This window comes from Natronolimnohabitans innermongolicus JCM 12255 (assembly GCF_000337215.1).
GTDB classification, from domain to species: domain Archaea; phylum Halobacteriota; class Halobacteria; order Halobacteriales; family Natrialbaceae; genus Natronolimnohabitans; species Natronolimnohabitans innermongolicus.
The window spans coordinates 78,350-96,815 of record NZ_AOHZ01000030.1 but is presented as its reverse complement, the minus strand read 5'-3'; the positions used below and the strand labels follow the sequence as shown (position 1 = coordinate 96,815).

Sequence of the window (18,466 nt, the reverse complement as noted above, 5' to 3'; positions counted from 1 at the left end):
GCTCAGAGATGTGTATAAGAGACAGCGGTAACGGAGTGTCCGAGGTGCATCGTCGTGGCCTCAACGCATCGTGTCCAGCGAGACGAATCCGTCGTCGTGGGCGACGATCCAGGCGGTGCTGAGTTCGTCTTCGCTGACCTCCCGCGGAAAGAGTGCACATTCGTCGGGAGCATCTTCGTTCTCGATCAGCGCGTGATCGAGTTCGATCGACGATTCATCGGTCGGCGTCTCGATAGGGGTGTCGATGTCCGGGGTCATAGATGACGGGCGATTCAGTGATCGCTCTACTCCGTTCTTCCAGTAGCTCACCTATTGTTATCTCGTTGCTAACCTGTTCATCGAGGATTGTCACGAACGGTTTACTCTCAGTGTAATCGAACACATCACGAGTCTGAGATCGAAACGAGAACTGACGTGTACGGGCCGGTTACGGACGGATCGACGTCGAGACCGGACAAAACAGGCGGGTTAAGAAACCGTTTCAAACGCTCGAGTCGCGTTCTGCGGTCTCTTCGAACACCCCGCGGGTACCGAACCCGCCCGAACCGCTGGGTTGCGGTCGTGCGCCGAGCGTCATCGACACGGTCGTTTCCGAACCGTCGCGCCAGCACTCGAGGTCGATCGTCTCGCCCGGACTCGTCCGGAGCGCGAGATAGGTCGAGAGCGCGTGACGGTCCGGGATCGGTTCGCCGTCGATGGCGAAGACGACGTCGCCGCCGGTCGGGACGCCGTCGCTCGTTCTCGGCGTCGCGTCCTCGAGGACGCCGTCTGCGGGACCGCCGCTTTCGACGTCGGTGACGACGATTCCCGTCGTTTCGGGAAGGTCGTTCGCCTCGGCGATGGGTTTGTCGACGGTCGCGAGTCCGATCCCCAGGTACGGATGGTCGTACTCGCCCGACTCGATGAGCGCTGGAACGACCCGGGAGGTCAACGCCGCCGAGATGGCGAAGCCGATGTTGTCGCCGCCACCGGCATTGATCACGCCGACGACGTCCCCCTCGAGGTCGACGAGCGGGCCGCCGCTGTTGCCGGGGTTGACGGCGGCGTCGGTCTGGATCACGTTCGGGAAGGAAAAATTCCGGTCTCGAAAGTCGAGCGTTCGATCGACGCCGCTGACGACGCCGGTGGTCATCGTCCCCTCGAGTCCGTAGGGGTTGCCGATGGCGAGCACCTCCTGTCCGACGACGGGCCGGTCGGTCGAGAGCGACAACGGCGTCGCTTCGTCGGGGACGCGGTCGACCTCGAGGACGGCCAGATCGCTGTCGTGGTCCGTTCCGACGACGGTGGTGTCGGTCCAGTCGCCGGTGACGTACTGCAGGTCGACGTCGTCGGCGCCGGCGACGACGTGTTCGTTCGTGACGACGTGCGTCTCGTCGAAAAGGAAGCCGGAGCCCTGGCCTTCGCCGCCGCCGAAGGGGGAGTCGACGATCCCCATCGCACGAACCTGTGTGACGGCGTCGATGACGGATTCGTAGACGTCGGTGTACTCCGACCCCTCGGCGAGCGTTCGCTGGCCGATCGGCGACGGCGAGTTCGCCTCCGAGTCGTCGTCTGCGGAGGGTTCCGCACAGCCGGCGAGCGATCCGGCGACGCCGGCCCCAACGAGCGCGAGGAAGTCGCGACGATCCGTTCGGAAACCGTTCATGTCGAGCGGTTGGAATCGAACCCATTTGAACCTCCCTGCTCGAGCGTGCGTCTCCCTCGCTCGAATATTCGCGTTCGAGTCCGCGTACGAGCGCGGTTCCGGACTGACGAAGGGAAAACGTGTTACCCGCGGCCCCCCGATTCCCGTTCATGATCACGGACGACGCCCGCGCGCTGCTCGAGACGGGCCCCGTTTGCGACTCCTGTCTGGGTCGGCCGTTCGCCGACCGAAGTTTCGGACTGAAAAACGCCGAGCGCGGCCGGGCGCTGCGGACGACGATCGCCCTCGAGGACGACGAGCCCTACGAAGCCGACGACCCCGACGAGTGCTGGGTCTGTGAGGGGTATTCGGGAACCGTCGACGCCATCGCCGAGACGATCGTCGACGAACTCGCCGACGTCGACTTCGCGACCTACCAGGTCGGCTCCCGCGTCCCGCCGCTGATCGAGGAGAACGACCGACTCGTCCGCGAGGACGCCGCCCTCGAGCCCGACGCCGGCGAGGCGTTCAAACGCGAGATCAACCGCGAAGTGGGCCGTCGCGTCGGCGCGAAGACCGGCACCGACGTCGACTTCGATCGTCCGGACGTCCTCGCGGTCGTCGACCTCGAGGCGTTCGACCCGCTCGAGGCGCTCGAGGCCGAGTCGGTCACGAGCCACGCCGTCGACGTGCAGGTCAATGCCGCGTTCGTCTACGGCCGCTACCGCAAACTGGAGCGGGACATTCCCCAGACGGAATGGCCCTGCCGGGAGTGTGGTGGCAGCGGCGTCCAGCTCGGCGACGACGGCGAAGAGCCCTGTGACTACTGCGGCGGCTCGGGGTACATGTACGACACCAGCGTCGAGCAGGTCGTCCGCCCGCACGTCGTCGACGCGATGGACGGCGAGGAGGGCACCTTCCACGGCGCGGGCCGCGAGGACGTCGACGCCCGCATGCTCGAGGGCGGCCGGCCGTTCGTCCTCGAGGTCGATCGCCCCACAATCCGGGATCCGGACGTCGCGACGCTCGAGCGCGAGATCAACGCGGCCGCGGAGGGGGCAGTCGAGGTCGAGGGGCTTCGTCTCGCGACCTACGAGATGGTCGAGCGTGTCAAGGAACACGACGCGAGCAAGGAGTACCGCGCGGACGTCGAGTTCGCCGATGCCGTCGACGAGACGGAGTTCGAAGACGCACTCGAGGAGCTGTCGGGTACCACCGTGCAACAGGACACGCCCCAGCGCGTCGACCACCGTCGAGCCGACCTCACGCGCGAACGAACCGTCTACGACGCGGACGGCGAACTGCGCGGGCCGACCGAGGCCGAGGTTCGAATCCACGGCGAGGGCGGCCTCTACATCAAGGAACTGATCAGCAGCGACGAGGGCCGCACCGAGCCGAGTCTGGCCGGCGTGCTCGAGACCGACGCCGAGGTGACGGCGCTCGACGTCCTCGGCGTCGCGGGCGAAGACGAGCCCTTCGAACTCGAGGAGTACTTTCTCGACGAACCACGCGAAGACGGCGAATCGACAGCGGACGACGATTGAGACGGATTGCTGTCCCGATGTCCCGGCGCAACCGCCGCCCGGGTCGCGGGTGCACCGGACCTGACGGACAGTAATCCGTATGACGGCGGCTTCCGCCGCTGACTACGTGTCAGTTCCGACCACGACGAGCGAACAACGCAACGGTTTAGCCGCCGGCGAGGCACCCTCGAGGCATGCCATTCGGCGTCGACGAAGCCGGCAAGGGACCGGCGCTGGGCTCGATGTTCGCCGCGGCGGTCTACTGTCCGGATCCCGACAACCTCCCCGCAGGAATCGCCGACTCGAAGCGACTCGCGCCCGAGCGCCGCGAGGAACTGGCGGCGGCGATCCGCGACGACGACCGCCTCCGCGTCGGCGTCGCCGAAGTTCCGACGCGGCGCATCGACGACCCCGAGACGGACATGAACTCGCTCGCCGTCGCGGCCCACGCCGAGGCGATCGACGCGGCGCTCGCCGGACTCGAGGGCGAGTCGAACGACGACCTCGAGAATCCCGTTTCAGGTCTCTGTGACGCCTGTGATACCGACGCCGAGCGCTTCGCACGTCGAGTCCACGACGCCTGTTCGATCGGGGCGGCATCGACTCCCGACGCGACCGCCGACTCCCTCGAGATCGACCTCGACCTCGAGGCCCGCCACGGCGCCGACGACGAGTCGCCGATCGTCGGCGCGGCCAGCATCGTCGCCAAGGTCGAACGCGACGCGCACGTGGAGTCGCTGTCAGCGGCCTACGACGCGTACGAGACCGTCGGCAGCGGCTATCCGAGCGATCCGAACACGCAGGCGTTTCTCGAGGCCTACGTCGACGACCACGGCGAGTTACCCGTGTGTGCGCGAGAATCGTGGTCGACCTGCGAAAAACTGCTCGCCGAGGCTGAACAGACGGGCCTCGGCGAATTTTAATCACTCCGTCCGCGACGCGTCGGTCCACTCGCCGTCGAACTCCTCGTGGCTGAACGGCCTGGCGTCCTCGCCGGCGTAGGTGGCGACGCGGTGGCCGTCGCCCTCGAGGTGGTACTTGTAGGTCGTCAGCCCCTCGAGGCCGACGGGGCCGCGGGCGTGAATCTTTCCGGTGCTGATACCGACCTCGGCGCCGAGACCGAAGCGGTAGCCGTCGCTGAAGCGCGTCGAGGCGTTGTGGAAGACGCTCGCCGAGTCGAGGCTGCGCATGAACTTGCTCGCTCGCTCGTCGTCCTCGGTGAGGATCGACTCGGTGTGCTTCGAGCCGTACTGGGTAATGTGACCGATCGCGTCCGTGAGGGAGTCGACGACCGCGACCGAAAGGACGAGGTCGCCGTACTCGGTCGCCCAGTCCTCGTCGGTGGCCGCTTCGACGTCGACGAGCTCCTGGACGCGGTCGTCGCCGCGAACCTCGACGTCGGCCTCGCGGTAGCGCTCGACCATCTCCGGCAGGAACGCCTCGGCGACGTCCGCGTGGACGAGCAGCGTCTCGACGGCGTTACAGACGGCCGGATACTGCACTTTCGCGTCGAAGGCGACGTCGGTCGCCATCTCGAGGTCGGCTTCGGCGTCGACGAAGACGTGACAGATGCCCTCGGTGTGGCCGAGAACGGGGATACTCGTGTTGTCCTGAATGTACTGGACGAACTCCGAACTGCCACGCGGCATGAGGAGGTCGATCGAGTCGTCCATCTCGAGGATGGCGTCGACGTCCTCGCGGGCCTCGATCTGCTGGGCCCAGCCGTCGGGGAGGTCGGCGGTCGCCTCGCGGATGATCTCGTAGAGGATCCGGTTGGAGTGACTCGCCTCGCTGCCGCCCTTGAGGATGACGGCGTTGCCGGATTTGAGGCCGAGCGCGGCGATCTGGACGAGCGCGTCGGGTCGGGACTCGAAGATGGTTCCGACGACGCCGATCGGCACGGCGACCTTGAACAGTTCGAGGTCGTCGTCGAGGCGTCGCGCGGCGAGGGTCTCACCGAGCGGGTCGTCCTGCTCGGCGACGCTTCTAACCATGTCGGTGATGCTCTCGAGTTTCGACTCGGAGAGCTTCAGGCGGTCGACGAGCGCCTGGCTGTACTCGCCCGCTGCAAGCAGTTCCTCGCCCGCCTCGACGTCTTTCTCGTTCGCCGCCAGAATCTCCTCGTGGCTGTCGTCGATCGCGTCGGCGATCGCGTGCAAGCCACGCTTTCGCTCGGCGTCGGAGAGCGTCGCGAGCTCGAGCGAGGCGGCCTGTGCCTCCTGGACTTTGGTCGTGGCTGTTTTTTCAGTCATCGTCATCGCTGGCTCCGTTGATAGGGACGAATAGCGTCCCGACGGGCTTGGCACTGGCGATTTTCTCGAGGATGTCCGCCTCGGTCGACCGCGCGATGACCGCCGGGATACCGTGCTCGCTGACGTCGCGTGCGCCCTTGACTTTCGTCTGGATGCCGCCGAACGTACTGGAGGAGCTCTCGTCGATGATCGTCTGGACGCGGTCGTAGTTCTGGCCGACGGCCTCGATCCGCTCGGCGTCGGGATCTTCCTTCGGGTTGCCCGTGTAGACGCCGCCGACGTCCGTCAGCGTGACCAGCAGGTCGGCGTCGGTGCCGATGGCGACCGACGAGGAGAGCATGTCGTTGTCGCCGATCCGGATCTCCTGGGTCGCGACGGCGTCGTTCTCGTTGATGATCGGGACGATGTCCCACTCGAGTAGCGTCTCGATCGTGTTCCGGAAGTTCGTGAAGCGCTCGGGGTTGTCGAGGTCGTGCTGGGTCAGAAGCAGTTGAGCGATCTTCCGGTCGTAGCGCTCGAAGCTCTCGGTGTACCGGCGCATGAGGTAGCTTTGCCCGACGGTCGCGAGCGCCTGGGACTCCTCGACCGTTTCGCCGGTGTAGCCGACGCGTCCCTTTCCGGCGCCGACGGCACCCGACGAGACCAGGATGACGTCTTTCCCTCGCTCGTGAAGCGCCGCGATGTCGTCGACGAGTTTGTCGAGTTTGTCGTCGTCGAGGTTCGATTCGTCGTCGGTCAGCGAGTTCGTTCCGGCCTTGACGACGACGCGTCCGGCGTCGGCGGCCAGCTCTCTCGCGCGTTCGATTTCGTCGTATTCCAGTGTCTCACTCATCGGTACGTTCTTCGGCGAGTTCCGCGGATCGGCGTTCGGCTGCCCGTACGGCGTCGGCGACCGCGTCGTCAGCGGTGCTGTCCCAGAGGACGTCCATCCCCTCGATGGTCGTCCCGTTCGGCGAACAGACCGCGTCGATCAGTTCGTCGATGGACTTCTCGGAGCGCAACACGGTTTCGGACGCGCCCTTGAACGTCTGGGCGGCGAGGACTGTCGCCTGCTCCTCCTCGAGGCCGCCCTCGACGCCGGCGTCTTTCATCGCCTGGATGAGATAGAAGACGAAAGCCGGGCCGCTGCCGTTGACGGCGGTCGCCACGTCCATCTGCGACTCGTCGATTTCGACGTACTCGCCGACGGCCTCGAGGATGGCTCTGACCTCGTCGGTGACGGTGTCCGCCGTCACGGCGGCCGCCATATTCCCCGTTTCCGCCGCCAGGTTCGGCATGACGCGGACGACTCGCGCGTCCGTGTAGGGCTCGATGAGGTCCGTCGGGACGCCCGCGACGATCGAGAGCAGCGTCTGGTCGGTCGAGAGTTCGAGGTCCTCGAGGACCGTCCGGATGACCTTCGGTTTCACGGCGACGACGACGACGTCGGCGTCCGCGGCGACGTCGATATCGGCCGTCGTCTCCGCGCAGTAGGGCGCGACGGCCTCGCGCGCCTCGGGATCGAGGTCGCAGGCCGTCAGCGTGTACTGCTCCGTTTCGGAGAGCCCCTTCAGGAAGGCTCCCCCCATGTTCCCGCAACCGATAACGCTCACAGCAGTCATTACCGTGTGAACTGCCACTGGCCGAATATACAACTTGGCTTTTCGCATCGGCGCCGGCCGTTTCCGGCCCAATCGTCTCGTCGCTGTGAGCGCACGTCGCCCGATTGAGAACACGTGATGGCCGAGCGCGTTCACACAGCCCGTCTCGACCGGCTGCGCTCGCAAGCCCGTTGCTCTTGACATCCTCCTCCGCGTGAACACGGAGGAATCCTGAGCGTTGGAGATTTTAGGTTTACAGCTCCACCGAGCATCCAACCAGTACGANGAGGAATCCTGAGCGTTGGAGATTTTAGGTTTACAGCTCCACCGAGCATCCAACCAGTACGAATCTGAGAGGGATGCTCGTGGTCTGTAACGGGTGGGGCTGCTGGGAGTGCCAATCCCCCGGTACTCCTATCCTCGACTAGGTTCGACCCTCGTGGTTGTTTTTGCCCAGCGAGGGTCGAGTCAGTGTCACCAGACTTGGAGTTACTTTGAATCGTGCTTGCAGCAGTCAACTCCACTCGTACTCTGTGAGAGTACGGNAGAGTACGGCGGTCATCGACTGGTTCCGATTACTGCTTGGTTGCTTGGGGCGGACAGGCCGCCATCGTAGGACTGGTGGGAATCGCCCTCTTCCCAGCCCGATTCCTACTCTCTCAGTATGTCGCCTACCTACTTTAACGCTAACATTTAACTCTTAGATTGGCAGCCTTGCGTGGATAGATTCCCAAGTGACGGCGCGTATCCACGCCGTAAACGACGTGGTATTGCGCCTGTTCAGTATATAATCGTCACTGTGTTTCGTTCGTCTCTGCCCATGCCGATCTGTACTAACTGCGACGAACCCGTCTCGCTGGACTTCGCTCGAGTCTACGGCACCGACGGCGCCGTCGACTGGTGTCCGCGCTGTCGGGACGGGTGAGCGAAGCCACGAGCGGAGACGACGATCCGAACCGCGATAAACCGCGAGAAACGACGAGGGTTCGAGCCGTCTCCCTACTTGTCCGTCAGGAGCCGCTGGAGGATGTCCCCGTATGCCGGTCGGGTGATGAGGACCCCGATCAGCACGCCGAGGATGGTGATGATGGCGAACCCTTGCAGGTCGCCGAGACTGAGGACGGCCAACGGCGACATGGCGATGATCGTCGTCGCCGCGGCGGCGCCGATGATCCAGAACGCCTTCCGGAAGCGGGATTCGAAGACCTTCTGGGAGTTCACCTCGCCCTCGTCCATCACCTCGTCGGCGATTATGAGGAGGTCGTCGACTCCAGTCCCGACGACCGCGATGAAGCCGGCCACGTGGGAGAGATCGAGCGGCATGCGTATCAGCGCCGCGAAGCCGAGCAGGATTACCACCTCCGACATCGCGGTGAGGATCATCGGCGTCGCGACCCGAACGTCGCGGTAGCGCAGGAAGACCACGCCGCTCACCGTCAGGATCGACAGCGCGCCGATGATCAGCGAGTAGAGCTTGAACTGATCCGCCAGTGCCGGCGACAGCGAGTACGTCTGCTCGTCCTCGAAGTTCAGCGGCGCGGGCAGTTGGCCCGACTCGAGGTTCACGGAGAGGGCCTGTGCCTGTTGCTGGTCCTGTGCTCCCATCTGGAACGTTCGGTCGCTGTCCCACGTTTCGGCGCGCATACCGTCGGCGAGGTCGCCCATCGAGTGCGCGTCGACCGGTTCGCCGTCGACGACCGTGAGGAGACAGTAGTGTTCGCCCGCCTGATCGAAGTCGACGCCGTCGGTGCCGGTGGCGAGCCCGCACTGTCCCATCCCCACGTTCGGATCGGTGAAGCCGAGTTCGTTCATCCGATCCTGGAACTCGGGTGCGGCGTTGCTGTCGACCTCGACCGGAACGGCGTATCCGCCGCCGTCGGCCCGCGGCGGATCGACCGCCGCGATGTCGCCGCCCTCCAGTACCGTCTCGTTGGTGTGGTTGCCGTCCTCGTCGGGGTAGTAGGCGACCACTTCGACGAGTCCGCGCTCGGAGAGCAGTTCGCGGAGTTCGTCGGGGTCCATGTCGGGGACCTCGGTCACGACGTAGTAAGCGCCCCCGAGTTGGGCCGACTCGTAGACGTCGCCGCCGGAGAGCCCGGCCGCGTTGATCCGCGAGTCGATCGTCGCGATCATATCGTCGCGCGTCTCCTCCGTGACGCCCTCGCGGATGCCGTCGTCGGGATCGACCTCGACGTCTGCGGCATCGAGCGCGGCGGCGAACTCGTCTTCGCTTACCTCGTCGGTAAAGATTTCAGCGTGAACGCTGCCGCCGTCGTCGACGCTGACCCGCACGTCGCCGGTCTCGAGGCCGAGTTCGTCGTACAGCGCGTCCTCGATCTCGGTGAGGCGCTCCCGGTCGATCGCGCCGTCGTCGCTCACGGCGCCGGCGTCGATGTCTTCGGCCGTCATTCCGATCGGCGGCGCGCTGATACGCGTCCCGCCGTCGAGGCCGAGGCCGTACTCGAGGTTGGTCGGGTTGTCGTCGAGGCTCTCGTCGTCGACGTAGCCGTCGTCGGCGATGACGCCGCCGGGGTAGAACAGGGCGATCCCTGCGCCGGCGACGAAGACGAGCAACAGCATGAGCCGCCAGTACTCGAGGATGAACCGTTTCGGTCTCATGACGATCGAATCCCCTCGAATTTGTACCATCGAAGCAGGCTGAAGTTCAACATGTACGTGTTCATCAGGTCGGCCGCGAGGCCGACGAAGAGGATGATCCCGATCGACGCGAGCAGTTCGACGCCGAACAGCCACGCGGCGACGCCCATGACGAGCATGGCGGACATCGACGTGATGGTCATCGTCACGCCGGTCTGGGTGGCTCGCTGGACGCTCTCGTAGAAGTCACCCTGCCGGCGCAACACGTGGTTGTTCAACAGGATGTCCGAGTCGACCGAGTAGCCGATCAACATCAAGAGCGCGGCGACGGTCCCGAGCGACAGCGAGATGCCGGTGACCGTCATGAACGCGAGCGGGATCACGATGTCCGAAAACGCCGAGACGACGATCGCGATCGACGGAACGAACGTCCGAAACAGCAAGAACGCGATGACGCTCATCCCGACGAACGCGACGGCGATCCCGAGCAGCGCGGTCTGCTGGGTCTGTGAGCCGAAGCTCTCGGAGACCGTCGACTCCTGTTGGACGATGTCGACGTCGCCGTCCTGTGCCAAGTTCGCCTCGGCCTGGTCAGTCAGCGACTCGAGATCGGTCGAGGTAAACTGTACGATGTACTGGTTCTCCGTGTCGGGTGCGGTCACCGACTGGATCGATTCGGGCTCCTCGTCGAACGCCTCGACGATCTCCTCTTCGGAGGAGGTCGTCTGAACCGTCAGCTCCGAGCCGCCGGCGAAGTCCATTCCCAACTGAACCGGCGTTCCCGTCACGAGAAACGAGCCGGTGAGAACGAGCAGCGCAACCGCGAGGACCGCGAGCGGCACCGCCGCGAGCTGGCGGTTGCTGTACCGGGTGTAATCGAACTCCGGTACGTCGAAAGTCGCCATATACCCCATTCCTGACGCCCGCCTCAAGTAAGCCTTCTCAATTTCTACAGGATGTTTTCTCGAGAGAACAGTGGCGTCGCGACATCTTCCGTCGCCGAGTCTATGTCGATCGGCGACGAACGGGCGCTATGAGCATCGTGGCAGAGTTTTCTGTCAAGGCGGATGACTTCGCGTTGTATCACGCGCTGACGACGGCCCCGGAGATGATCGTCGAGATCGAGCGCGTCGTCGCGACGATGGAGGATCGAGTTATGCCGTATTTCTGGGTCAGCGGCGACGATCACGAGGTGTTCGAATCCGCGTTTCGCGAGGACGAGTCCGTCACGAACGCCGCCGTGATCGACGAGGTCGAAGGCGCGAGACTGTATCGCGCCGAGTGGACGAAAAACGTCGAAAGCCTCGTCTACGCCTACGTCGAACTCGGAGCAACGATCCTCCACGCGATCGGCCGGGCCGAAAACTGGGAACTACGGATGCGATTCGACGACCGTGACGCACTCTCGAAGTTTCAGTCCTACTGTGCGGAGCACGGGATCCCGTACGAACTCACGCAGCTCAAAGCGCAGGAACAGCCGATGGCCAGTGCCCAGTACGATCTCACGCCGAAACAGCGCGAAACGCTGTTAACGGCACTCGAGTCGGGGTACTACGACGTTCCGCAGGCGGTGACGATGGGCGAGCTTGCAGCCCAGCTGGGAATCTCTCAACAGGCGCTCTCGAAGCGATTCCACGCCGGTCACAAGAACCTCATCAGGAGCACTCTGACGATCAGCCACCCGGACGACGAGTGACGAGCGAGTCCGGCTCACCGACGACTGCACCGAACCCGTCGAAACGCCGACCCGATATGGATTAGAACGTCGTCAAAGCAGGAAGCCCCTGCCTCAAGGAGCCGCCGAAGACGGCGAGTAGGCAGGGTAGTTCACCGTTCTCGTCCACGGGACGGAGCTGGTACTCGAGTGCTACGGCTGTGGCTGCGTCGCCGAGCTCACGATCGAGGAGGACGTGCCGTTCAATAGCCTTCGAACCGAGGAACTGGAACACGCCGCCGAAGAGTACGCTCGCGACTGAGCGAAACGGCGGCTTGCGTCCGACGTTGCACGCGGATGCGACTCGGTTACTCGGTAGTCAGTCCGGGAGATACCGCACGCTCAGCACGCCCGCGTCGGGCGCTCGCCGAACCTCGACGCGGACCGCCTCGAGTCGTGCGGCTCTGGCGACGGTCTCCTCGTCTTCGAGAACGTCCGTCGCCGCGGCCTCGACTTCGTCCTCGGGAACGCAAAAGACGTGGATTTCCCCGGTTCCGGCCCGTTCTTCCTGCTGGAGATCGCCGACCTCGGCGTCGGCCGCGAGGTCTTTCTCGTGTTGGGTCGGCTCGAGGTCGCTGTCGACCAGTTCGATGGACCGTCGATCGCCGACGTCGATCACTTCCCAGGTCACCTCGAGGGGTGGCTCCGGCGCGACGGTCGCCTCGAGGACGTCGTGGACCTCGAGGCCGGGATTCGAGGCGAGGGTGTGGACCTGTGCGGTCTCGACGTCGCGGACGACGGCCGACTCGCTTTCGGCGTGGGTGACGACGAACGTACCCGTCTTCTCGCTCATGAGCGGTCGTACGGTGGGGATCGGTTTCGGGGTTTCGACTTCCAGTTGCGGCGACGCCGAGACTGATTCACCCGCTTAATCAAAACTCAGACAATCATGAAAATGTGTGCGACTTAACACCGCTGGTTGCGAATGATCTGGTCATGTCACGGGTGCTCGATGACCTCTTCGAGGCGCTGTCGAACGAACAGCGACGACGGATCCTCTTCAGTCTCGTGATGGACGATGAACCGATTCGTCTCGGCGAGCGCTCGGATGCCGCTGCCGGCGACCGTTCGGTGGCGATCGCACGACGCCACCATCATCTTCCACAACTCGAAGCGTGTGGCTTTATCGAGCGGAATCAGCAGACCGACGAAATCGAGCGCGGACCAAAATTCGAGACGATCGAACCCGTACTGAAACTGTTTCTCGAGCGACGACATTCCTTCCCAGTTGCATTAGTGTAGTATGTCCTCGATATCTCCGGATACCCATTCGTTCGAACCGGTTGACGTGTTGCTCATCGAAGACGACCCACAGCATCGTGAGCAGATACGGACCGCCTTCGAACAGATCGAGACGGATCGCAACGTTCGACTGCACACCGCTGACAGCGAGAACGAGGCGATGTCGTTTCTCCACCCACAGGACGGCGCACAATCGACGACACGCCCGGATCTCTTGTTGCTGGATCTGACGGTACCCGATCGACACGGTAGCTCCCTCCTCGAGTCGATAACGGACGACGACGCGTTACGGCCGCTTCCGGTGCTCGTGCTTGCGGACTCCGAGTCGAGTGCGGACGTCGTTCGGTGCTACGATGCGAACGCGAACGCCTATCTCACGAAACCGACGTCCGATGACAAATTCGCGACGTTCGTCGAAGCGATCGTCTGCTTCTGGGTCGAGGAGGCATTGCTCCTTCCCCGTCAGCGTGACATCCACCCCGACTCGACGGGTGGGGAACTCTTTCCGTCACTTTTTGTCGGGTGCAGCCACCGTTCTCCCCGTAATGTGACATCCTCGCCGCCCTAACGAGCGACGCTTCCCGAGGTTCCTCTGTTGCTCCCGTCAATTCGGATGGTCGGGAAGCTACGGTTTGCGACCGACGGCGCTGGCTCTGCCACGAAGCCGGTACTCCTACCGTGGTGACGGCTTGGAGTTATCTTGTTTTGTGTCGGTCGGCGCGGTCGGTTTACGTGTTTGGTTTCGGCTCTCGCCGGGGCAAACACCGAGTCAACTGCCAGTTTTCCGCACACATCCATCTCAACGAACGGAGTGGATGTGAATATGCGCCATGCGCAGTGAAAATGAAACGAAGACGGGCGCTGTATCCCCGCCGTGAGCGGCGAGGTTTTAGCGCCCTGTACCGCATACATAATACAGACGCGACCGCACAGCGTCGCGAGCCGAAAACTCACGACGACAGCGTGGATGACTGTCGTAGCCCTGCTTCGGGCTACTGTACGTCATTTTCGAGGCAATCGTGACCCGCCCCGCGGCCGTGTCGACAGATCGGCGCGGCGGACTAACTTGTCACTAGAGCGGTGAGTATCTGGTAGGCCTCGCTGTGGTTGGGCCATCGCGAGACCTACCAGTACCTACTATCGAACGTATCATTAAGTAGTTTGTGTGATAATCTGAGTGAACACCCCGTTCGAGTCAGCAGTCTGGCCATATCGGCAGGACGGTTCGATCAAACACGAATTCTTTTCCACCCTCAAGCCGTATTCTGGGTGATCGGATATCCGAATTCGTGGTTGGGCCATGACACAGGACGAAACAACGGCAGAAGCGATCAGTCTGCTACAGGATCTGGGGTTGCAGGAGTACGAAGCACGCTGTTTTATAGCGTTGAATCAGTTGCCGAACGGCACGGCCAAGGAGATCCACGAAATCTCCGAAGTGCCGCGCACGAGAGTGTACGATGCGATTCGCGTCCTCGAATCGCAGGGTCTCGTGGAGGTCCAGCACTCGAGTCCACAGCAGTACCGAGCCGTAGACATCAACGAGGCGACACAGATCCTCCGACAGCGGTACAACGATCGGATCGACACCCTCGAAACGCACCTCAAGAACACCGAGGTCCAGCGAACGGACGAGGACGATTCCGTCCAGGAAATCTGGTCGCTGACGGGCTACGAGGCGATCGAATCACGAACGTTCGAACTCATCGAGCGGGCGGACTCAGAAATCGTGCTTCTCGTCGTCGACGAAGCGGTTCTCTCCGAGACGCTGTTCGACAGCCTCGAGCAGAGCGCCGGTCGAGAGCTCTCGGTGGTCCTCGGTGGACAGTCGGAGGCGGTTATCGACCGACTCGAGTCGAGACTCCCCGATTTCCGCGTGTTCGAGACCGGTCTGGACTGGCTTGTCGCGTCCGAGGACGAAACCGAGGTCGCGATCAGCCGAATTCTGCTGATCGATCGCGAGACGCTCCTGATTGGCACGTACTATCCGTCCACTGGCGAAACGAAAGAGCAGGCGATCTTCGCAAAGGGGCTGCAAAACGGCGTCGTCGTACTACTGCGCCGGTTAGTGACTGCGGGTCTTCCGCCGATAAACGATCCGGGAAAGTGATCGACGACGAGACGACCGCCGTTCCTCGATCGGCCGTTACGAGGGTGCGGGCGGATGGCGCGCCGATTCGATCCAGAAGTCCTCGATCGCCTGTGCTAGCGAATCGAACTCGTCGGGCGTATCCGGCTTCGTGAGGTAGGCGTTTGCGGCCCGGTCGTAGCTTTCGGTGATGTCCTCTTCTGTCTCCGAACTCGAGAGGACGAGGATCGGTGGCGGCGGGTAGTCGAGTTCGCTTCGAAGGATCTCCAGGATCCTGAACCCGTCTACGCGGGGGAGGTTCAGATCGAGCAGGATCAGGTCCGGATTCGTTCCTTCGATGTCGGTCTCGCAGACGTCGAAGTATCTGGTCGCCTCCTCGCCGTCGGTGACGGTGTGGAACTCGGTCTCGCTGTCGATCGATTTGAACGCCTCCTTGGTGAGTCGCACGTCCCCCGGGTTGTCCTCAACGAGCAGGATGTCGACCGGCTCGCTCGGTGTGTGCGCAGTCATTGTGCTCGAGTCGTCCTAGACCTGTCGATGGTGTAAGGCTAGCCCCTACACATGTAGTGGTGGTCACGTCGGTTGTGAGCGCCGTATTCGGCTCGTTTCGACGGTTCCATCGAGACCCGCTGCGCGCGGCATCACGCGACAACAGTGCGAAAGCCCACGAGTGTACTCGTGGGTGGCTGACGGAACTTCTTTGACCCCGGCAGTCGCTCTCTCGGTTATGAACGTCGACATCGGGAACGCGCTGGCATCCGTCGCGTCGCCGGGCGTCTCGAAGGACTCTCTCGAGCGCCTGGACGAACACGTCGCGGACGCTCACGAGCGTATCGAAGGCGGGATGGCAAACGCCGAGCACGGCTACGAGGCGCTGAATCTGCCACGGCGGACCGATCCCGACGAGATTCGATCGGCCGTCGAGCCGGTCGCCGACGCCGACGCCTTACTCACGGTCGGCATCGGCGGGAGCGCCCTCGGCGCGGCGACCATCACGGACGCGCTGGCCGACGAAAGCGACACCGAGGCGATCTACCTCGACAACGTCGATCCCGAGTGGATCACGGGCCATCTCGAGCGACTCGATCTGGAGAACACGGCGATCAACGTGGTCTCGCGGTCGGGAACGACCGCGGAGACGCTGGCGAACTTCCTCGTCGTTCGCGAGGCCTTCGAGTCAGCGGGCGTCGACTGGACCGAGCGCACGATCGTCACCACCGGCGAGGCCGGCCCGCTGCGTGAGCTCTCCGATCGACACGACCTGCCGTCGCTGAAGGTCCCCGACGGCGTCCCAGGCCGGTTCTCGGCGCTTTCGGCCGTCGGGCTCGTCGCCGCCGAAGTCTGCGGTCACGACCTCGAGGCGCTCCTCGAGGGTGCGGCCGCCGAAGCCGAGACGCTCTCCGGATCGTTGTTCGACTGTCCGGCCTACGCCTACGGCGCGACGACCTACGCGCTCGACCAGCGCGGCGCCGGCGTCAACGCGATGGTCCCCTACGCCGAGTCGCTCGAGACCTACGCCGAGTGGTTCGCCCAGCTGTGGGCCGAGAGCCTCGGCAAGGACGACCTCGGCCAGACGCCCGCCCGCGCCCTCGGCGTGACCGACCAGCACTCCCAGTTACAGCTCTACCGGGCCGGGCCGCGGGACAAGCTCGTCACCTTCGTCTCGCCGGGCGACCTCGAGGATCGGGAGATTCCCGAGACCGACGTCGAGGACCTGTCGTATCTCGGGGGTACCGGTCTCGGCGAGTTGCTCGAAGCCGAGTTCGAGGCCACCGAAGCGAGTCTGGCGGCCGCGGGGCGGCCGAACGTCCGGATCGAACTCGAGGGCGTCGACGAGTACGAACTCGGCGGGCTGCTGTACGGGATGGAGGCCGCGACGGTGCTCGCCGGCGAACTCTACGGCGTGAACACCTTCGAACAGCCGGCCGTCGAGTGGGCGAAGAAGGCGACCCGCGGCCTGCTAGGCGGCGGGGACTTCGAGGAGGCAGACGCCGTCGCCGAGAAGACGGCGCTTCGAATCGAGCGGTAAGCCGTCTTCGGGACTCTCCTCGACCGGTCGAGCGATTCAGCTGAAGCGCTCGAGCGCCGGCTTCGTCGTCCGTACCCGCAACCCGGTCATCGAGAACCCCTACACGCTGCTCGAGGCGATGCCCTGCCCACCCGATTCCGGTCGCCGGTCGCCCGCTTTCGGTTCGCCTATGGGGACGCGCTCGAAGGAGTAGACATGAGCGATACCGCGCGGGCCGCCGACGCCGACGACGGCGTCCCGGTCTCGTCCGCCACCGTCCCCGCCGTGGGTACCGCCCTCTCGGTCGTCGCGTTCGTCGCGCTCGCCCTCTCGATCGGGAGCGGCGTCGACGACGTCGCCGTCGTCGCGGCCGCGGTCGCGGCGTTGCTCGCAGCCGGCGCCTTTCTCGCCCGTCGAGACGACCGTCTCGGGCGACGCGTCGGCGGCGCCGTCGCCGCCGGCTCGAGTCTCGCCGTCGTCGCGCTTTCGGGCTACGTGATCGCGCTCGGATCGACCGGTTCGATTTCGATACCCGGGCTCGGGTGGTCGGTCTCCACGCTCTTTCTTGCGTTTTTCGTCGCCATCGGTGCCGTTAGCGCCGCGGTCGCTGAATCCGCTGGCATCTCCGGCCAGGGATTGGTTCAGCGGACGAGGTGGCTGATCGAAGTCTCGATTCTCGCGGCGGTTGGACTCCTGAGCCTGTCTGCTGCGGGTGCGTTACTCGCGTTGCCGGCCCAGCTCGTCTTCGGCGAACTGTCGGAGTTTCAGTGGACGGTCATCAACTACCTCGCGATGGGCGTCGGTCTCACCGCCGTCTCGCTCGGCTACCTCGCGTTCCGCGAACGGGACCGCTCGTTTCTCGACCTCGAGCGACCGACTCTGCGGACGATTAGCTGGATCGCCGTCGGACTGGTGGTGATCCTCGGCGCGAACGTCGGGATGTCGTCGCTCATGAGCTACGCCGGCATCGAAGGGTCGGAACACTCGCTGACCGAGGACATCCTCGAGAACCCCGACCTGCTGCTCGTCGTGATTCCGGCGATGCTGTTGATCGTCGGCCCGGCCGAGGAGTTGCTGTATCGAAACGTCATCCAGAAATCGCTCTACGAGCCGTTCTCTCGCTACGGGGCGGTCGTCGCGACGAGCGTCGTTTTCACGCTCGTTCACATTCCAGCGTACGCGACCGCGGGCGCGGGTGAACTCCTCGCGAGCCTCTCGCTCCTGTTCGTGCTCTCGCTGATTCTCGGGACGGTTTACGAGCGAACGGATAACCTCCTGGTGCCGGCGCTGGTCCATGGCGGATACAACGCGGTCGTCGTGGCGCTGGTCCTCGTGTGAACGACCAACCGCGGAACGGTGGCGGTCTCGAGGGGACTACGACGGATTCTTGCGTGCCAGCTCCGACCCACAGATCGGACAGCGGTCCTTCTGCTCGTCGAACTCACGGCCACAGCCCTGACACTGGTAGTGCCAGTGACGTTGTTCTTCGATGCCGTCGCGGGCGATCACTTCGACCTCGACGTGTAGCTTCTCCGAGACGTTTTGCATCGCGTAGTCGTCGGTCACGAGCGTCGCGTCGAGTTCGAAGCTCGCGGCGACGAGGCGGATGTCGGTATCCGAGAGGACGTCCAGATCGCCGGACTCCTTGGCCGCCCGTTTGACCTTCTCGGTGGTGTCCTCGTTTGGAATGTGGATGTGCATCCCCGATCCTTCCATCGCGTCGAAGCGATAGGCGCTCTCGTCCTCGAGTTCCTCGCGGACGAGCGGGATCGTTGCAGTCTGTTCTGTCGTGTGGAAGTCGTGAATAAACGCCGAGGAGTCGAGAACGTACATACC

The 18,466-nt window shown here is 64.0% G+C and carries 19 protein-coding genes; 8 read left to right on the top strand and 11 right to left on the bottom strand.

The annotated features are described in order from the left end of the window. Positions 1 to 60: 60 nt before the first annotated feature. Together C493_RS05540 and C493_RS05535 are read right to left on the bottom strand one after the other, a co-directional pair. The gene (locus tag C493_RS05540) at positions 61 to 258 is read right to left on the bottom strand and encodes a DUF7511 domain-containing protein (RefSeq protein ID WP_007258428.1); all 198 of its coding nucleotides are present in this window, start codon (positions 256 to 258) and stop codon (positions 61 to 63) included. A 223-nt stretch (positions 259 to 481) separates the two neighbouring features. Beyond that, on the bottom strand, positions 482 to 1,645 hold the full coding sequence (locus C493_RS05535) for a S1C family serine protease (protein ID WP_007258427.1): 1,164 nt from the start codon (positions 1,643 to 1,645) through the stop codon (positions 482 to 484). Positions 1,646 to 1,794: 149 nt separating this feature from the next. Between C493_RS05535 and C493_RS05530 the strand changes: the two genes are divergently transcribed. Together C493_RS05530 and rnhB are read left to right on the top strand one after the other, a co-directional pair. Then, a complete protein-coding gene (locus tag C493_RS05530; protein ID WP_007258426.1) occupies positions 1,795 to 3,168 on the top strand; it encodes a tRNA pseudouridine(54/55) synthase Pus10 in 1,374 nt (457 codons plus the stop codon). A gap of 173 nt (positions 3,169 to 3,341) precedes the next feature. Then, a complete protein-coding gene (gene rnhB, locus C493_RS05525; RefSeq protein ID WP_007258425.1) occupies positions 3,342 to 4,070 on the top strand; it encodes a ribonuclease HII in 729 nt (242 codons plus the stop codon). Here the strand turns inward: rnhB and C493_RS05520 are convergent, their stop codons facing one another. The 3 genes from C493_RS05520 to proC are packed head-to-tail and all read right to left on the bottom strand — an operon-like array spanning position 4,071 to position 7,000. Further along, complete coding sequence (locus tag C493_RS05520; RefSeq protein ID WP_049889155.1) at positions 4,071 to 5,399, bottom strand: glutamate-5-semialdehyde dehydrogenase; 1,329 nt, start codon at positions 5,397 to 5,399, stop codon at positions 4,071 to 4,073. Further along, positions 5,392 to 6,231: a glutamate 5-kinase gene (proB, locus tag C493_RS05515; RefSeq protein WP_007258423.1), complete on the bottom strand. Its 840-nt coding sequence runs from the start codon at positions 6,229 to 6,231 to the stop codon at positions 5,392 to 5,394. The genes C493_RS05520 and proB overlap by 8 nt, the downstream gene beginning before the upstream one ends. Beyond that, positions 6,224 to 7,000 (bottom strand): pyrroline-5-carboxylate reductase, encoded by a 777-nt coding sequence (gene proC / locus C493_RS05510; protein ID WP_083912376.1) that lies wholly within the window; start codon positions 6,998 to 7,000, stop codon positions 6,224 to 6,226. Before proC ends, proB begins: the two co-directional genes overlap by 8 nt. 799 nt (positions 7,001 to 7,799) lie before the next feature. On the opposite strand from proC, the gene C493_RS24265 reads away from it, so the two are divergent. Continuing rightward, the gene (locus C493_RS24265) at positions 7,800 to 7,904 is read left to right on the top strand and encodes a DUF7563 family protein (RefSeq protein ID WP_449289423.1); all 105 of its coding nucleotides are present in this window, start codon (positions 7,800 to 7,802) and stop codon (positions 7,902 to 7,904) included. Between the two features lie 74 nt (positions 7,905 to 7,978). Here the strand turns inward: C493_RS24265 and C493_RS05505 are convergent, their stop codons facing one another. Beyond that, a complete protein-coding gene (locus C493_RS05505) occupies positions 7,979 to 9,598 on the bottom strand; it encodes a preprotein translocase subunit SecD (protein ID WP_007258421.1) in 1,620 nt (539 codons plus the stop codon). Next, the gene (secF, locus tag C493_RS05500) at positions 9,595 to 10,482 is read right to left on the bottom strand and encodes a protein translocase subunit SecF (protein WP_241430876.1); all 888 of its coding nucleotides are present in this window, start codon (positions 10,480 to 10,482) and stop codon (positions 9,595 to 9,597) included. The genes C493_RS05505 and secF overlap by 4 nt, the downstream gene beginning before the upstream one ends. 128 nt (positions 10,483 to 10,610) lie before the next feature. On the opposite strand from secF, the gene C493_RS05495 reads away from it, so the two are divergent. Continuing rightward, positions 10,611 to 11,273 (top strand): helix-turn-helix domain-containing protein, encoded by a 663-nt coding sequence (locus C493_RS05495; RefSeq protein ID WP_007258419.1) that lies wholly within the window; start codon positions 10,611 to 10,613, stop codon positions 11,271 to 11,273. A gap of 337 nt (positions 11,274 to 11,610) precedes the next feature. Here the strand turns inward: C493_RS05495 and C493_RS05485 are convergent, their stop codons facing one another. Both C493_RS05485 and C493_RS22990 read right to left on the bottom strand, forming a co-directional pair. Continuing rightward, the gene (locus C493_RS05485) at positions 11,611 to 12,084 is read right to left on the bottom strand and encodes a DUF5812 family protein (protein ID WP_007258417.1); all 474 of its coding nucleotides are present in this window, start codon (positions 12,082 to 12,084) and stop codon (positions 11,611 to 11,613) included. A 146-nt stretch (positions 12,085 to 12,230) separates the two neighbouring features. Next, entirely contained in the window at positions 12,231 to 12,386 is a 156-nt protein-coding gene (locus C493_RS22990; RefSeq protein ID WP_161606883.1) for a hypothetical protein, read from the bottom strand. A 148-nt stretch (positions 12,387 to 12,534) separates the two neighbouring features. Here C493_RS22990 and C493_RS05475 point away from each other — a divergent pair, with 148 nt between their 5' ends. After that, entirely contained in the window at positions 12,535 to 13,101 is a 567-nt protein-coding gene (locus tag C493_RS05475; RefSeq protein WP_083912375.1) for a response regulator, read from the top strand. Positions 13,102 to 13,833: 732 nt separating this feature from the next. Continuing rightward, complete coding sequence (locus C493_RS05470; RefSeq protein WP_007258414.1) at positions 13,834 to 14,643, top strand: TrmB family transcriptional regulator; 810 nt, start codon at positions 13,834 to 13,836, stop codon at positions 14,641 to 14,643. Positions 14,644 to 14,679: 36 nt separating this feature from the next. On the opposite strand, the gene C493_RS05465 is transcribed toward C493_RS05470, so the two are convergent. After that, on the bottom strand, positions 14,680 to 15,132 hold the full coding sequence (locus C493_RS05465) for a response regulator (RefSeq protein WP_007258413.1): 453 nt from the start codon (positions 15,130 to 15,132) through the stop codon (positions 14,680 to 14,682). A gap of 217 nt (positions 15,133 to 15,349) precedes the next feature. Between C493_RS05465 and C493_RS05460 the strand changes: the two genes are divergently transcribed. Beyond that, positions 15,350 to 16,651, top strand: coding sequence for a hypothetical protein (locus C493_RS05460; RefSeq protein WP_007258412.1), 1,302 nt, complete (start codon positions 15,350 to 15,352; stop codon positions 16,649 to 16,651). Between the two features lie 195 nt (positions 16,652 to 16,846). Beyond that, positions 16,847 to 17,968, top strand: coding sequence for a CPBP family intramembrane glutamic endopeptidase (locus C493_RS05455; RefSeq protein WP_007258411.1), 1,122 nt, complete (start codon positions 16,847 to 16,849; stop codon positions 17,966 to 17,968). 36 nt (positions 17,969 to 18,004) lie between these two features. Here C493_RS05455 and C493_RS05450 read toward each other — a convergent pair whose 3' ends face one another. Continuing rightward, a complete protein-coding gene (locus C493_RS05450) occupies positions 18,005 to 18,463 on the bottom strand; it encodes an NOB1 family endonuclease (RefSeq protein ID WP_007258410.1) in 459 nt (152 codons plus the stop codon). Between the last annotated feature and the right edge of the window lie 3 nt (positions 18,464 to 18,466).

What these genes read in the sequence shown, in the direction of transcription:
- C493_RS05540 (WP_007258428.1), bottom strand. Translation starts at nt 258, where the DNA reads ATGACCCCGGACATCGACACCCCTATCGAGACGCCGACCGATGAATCG.
- C493_RS05535 (WP_007258427.1), bottom strand. Translation starts at nt 1,645, where the DNA reads ATGAACGGTTTCCGAACGGATCGTCGCGACTTCCTCGCGCTCGTTGGG.
- C493_RS05530 (WP_007258426.1), top strand. Translation starts at nt 1,795, where the DNA reads ATGATCACGGACGACGCCCGCGCGCTGCTCGAGACGGGCCCCGTTTGC.
- rnhB (WP_007258425.1), top strand. Translation starts at nt 3,342, where the DNA reads ATGCCATTCGGCGTCGACGAAGCCGGCAAGGGACCGGCGCTGGGCTCG.
- C493_RS05520 (WP_049889155.1), bottom strand. Translation starts at nt 5,399, where the DNA reads ATGACTGAAAAAACAGCCACGACCAAAGTCCAGGAGGCACAGGCCGCC.
- proB (WP_007258423.1), bottom strand. Translation starts at nt 6,231, where the DNA reads ATGAGTGAGACACTGGAATACGACGAAATCGAACGCGCGAGAGAGCTG.
- proC (WP_083912376.1), bottom strand. Translation starts at nt 7,000, where the DNA reads ATGACTGCTGTGAGCGTTATCGGTTGCGGGAACATGGGGGGAGCCTTC.
- C493_RS24265 (WP_449289423.1), top strand. Translation starts at nt 7,800, where the DNA reads ATGCCGATCTGTACTAACTGCGACGAACCCGTCTCGCTGGACTTCGCT.
- C493_RS05505 (WP_007258421.1), bottom strand. Translation starts at nt 9,598, where the DNA reads ATGAGACCGAAACGGTTCATCCTCGAGTACTGGCGGCTCATGCTGTTG.
- secF (WP_241430876.1), bottom strand. Translation starts at nt 10,482, where the DNA reads ATGGCGACTTTCGACGTACCGGAGTTCGATTACACCCGGTACAGCAAC.
- C493_RS05495 (WP_007258419.1), top strand. Translation starts at nt 10,611, where the DNA reads ATGAGCATCGTGGCAGAGTTTTCTGTCAAGGCGGATGACTTCGCGTTG.
- C493_RS05485 (WP_007258417.1), bottom strand. Translation starts at nt 12,084, where the DNA reads ATGAGCGAGAAGACGGGTACGTTCGTCGTCACCCACGCCGAAAGCGAG.
- C493_RS22990 (WP_161606883.1), bottom strand. Translation starts at nt 12,386, where the DNA reads ATGGTGGCGTCGTGCGATCGCCACCGAACGGTCGCCGGCAGCGGCATC.
- C493_RS05475 (WP_083912375.1), top strand. Translation starts at nt 12,535, where the DNA reads ATGTCCTCGATATCTCCGGATACCCATTCGTTCGAACCGGTTGACGTG.
- C493_RS05470 (WP_007258414.1), top strand. Translation starts at nt 13,834, where the DNA reads ATGACACAGGACGAAACAACGGCAGAAGCGATCAGTCTGCTACAGGAT.
- C493_RS05465 (WP_007258413.1), bottom strand. Translation starts at nt 15,132, where the DNA reads ATGACTGCGCACACACCGAGCGAGCCGGTCGACATCCTGCTCGTTGAG.
- C493_RS05460 (WP_007258412.1), top strand. Translation starts at nt 15,350, where the DNA reads ATGAACGTCGACATCGGGAACGCGCTGGCATCCGTCGCGTCGCCGGGC.
- C493_RS05455 (WP_007258411.1), top strand. Translation starts at nt 16,847, where the DNA reads ATGAGCGATACCGCGCGGGCCGCCGACGCCGACGACGGCGTCCCGGTC.
- C493_RS05450 (WP_007258410.1), bottom strand. Translation starts at nt 18,463, where the DNA reads ATGTACGTTCTCGACTCCTCGGCGTTTATTCACGACTTCCACACGACA.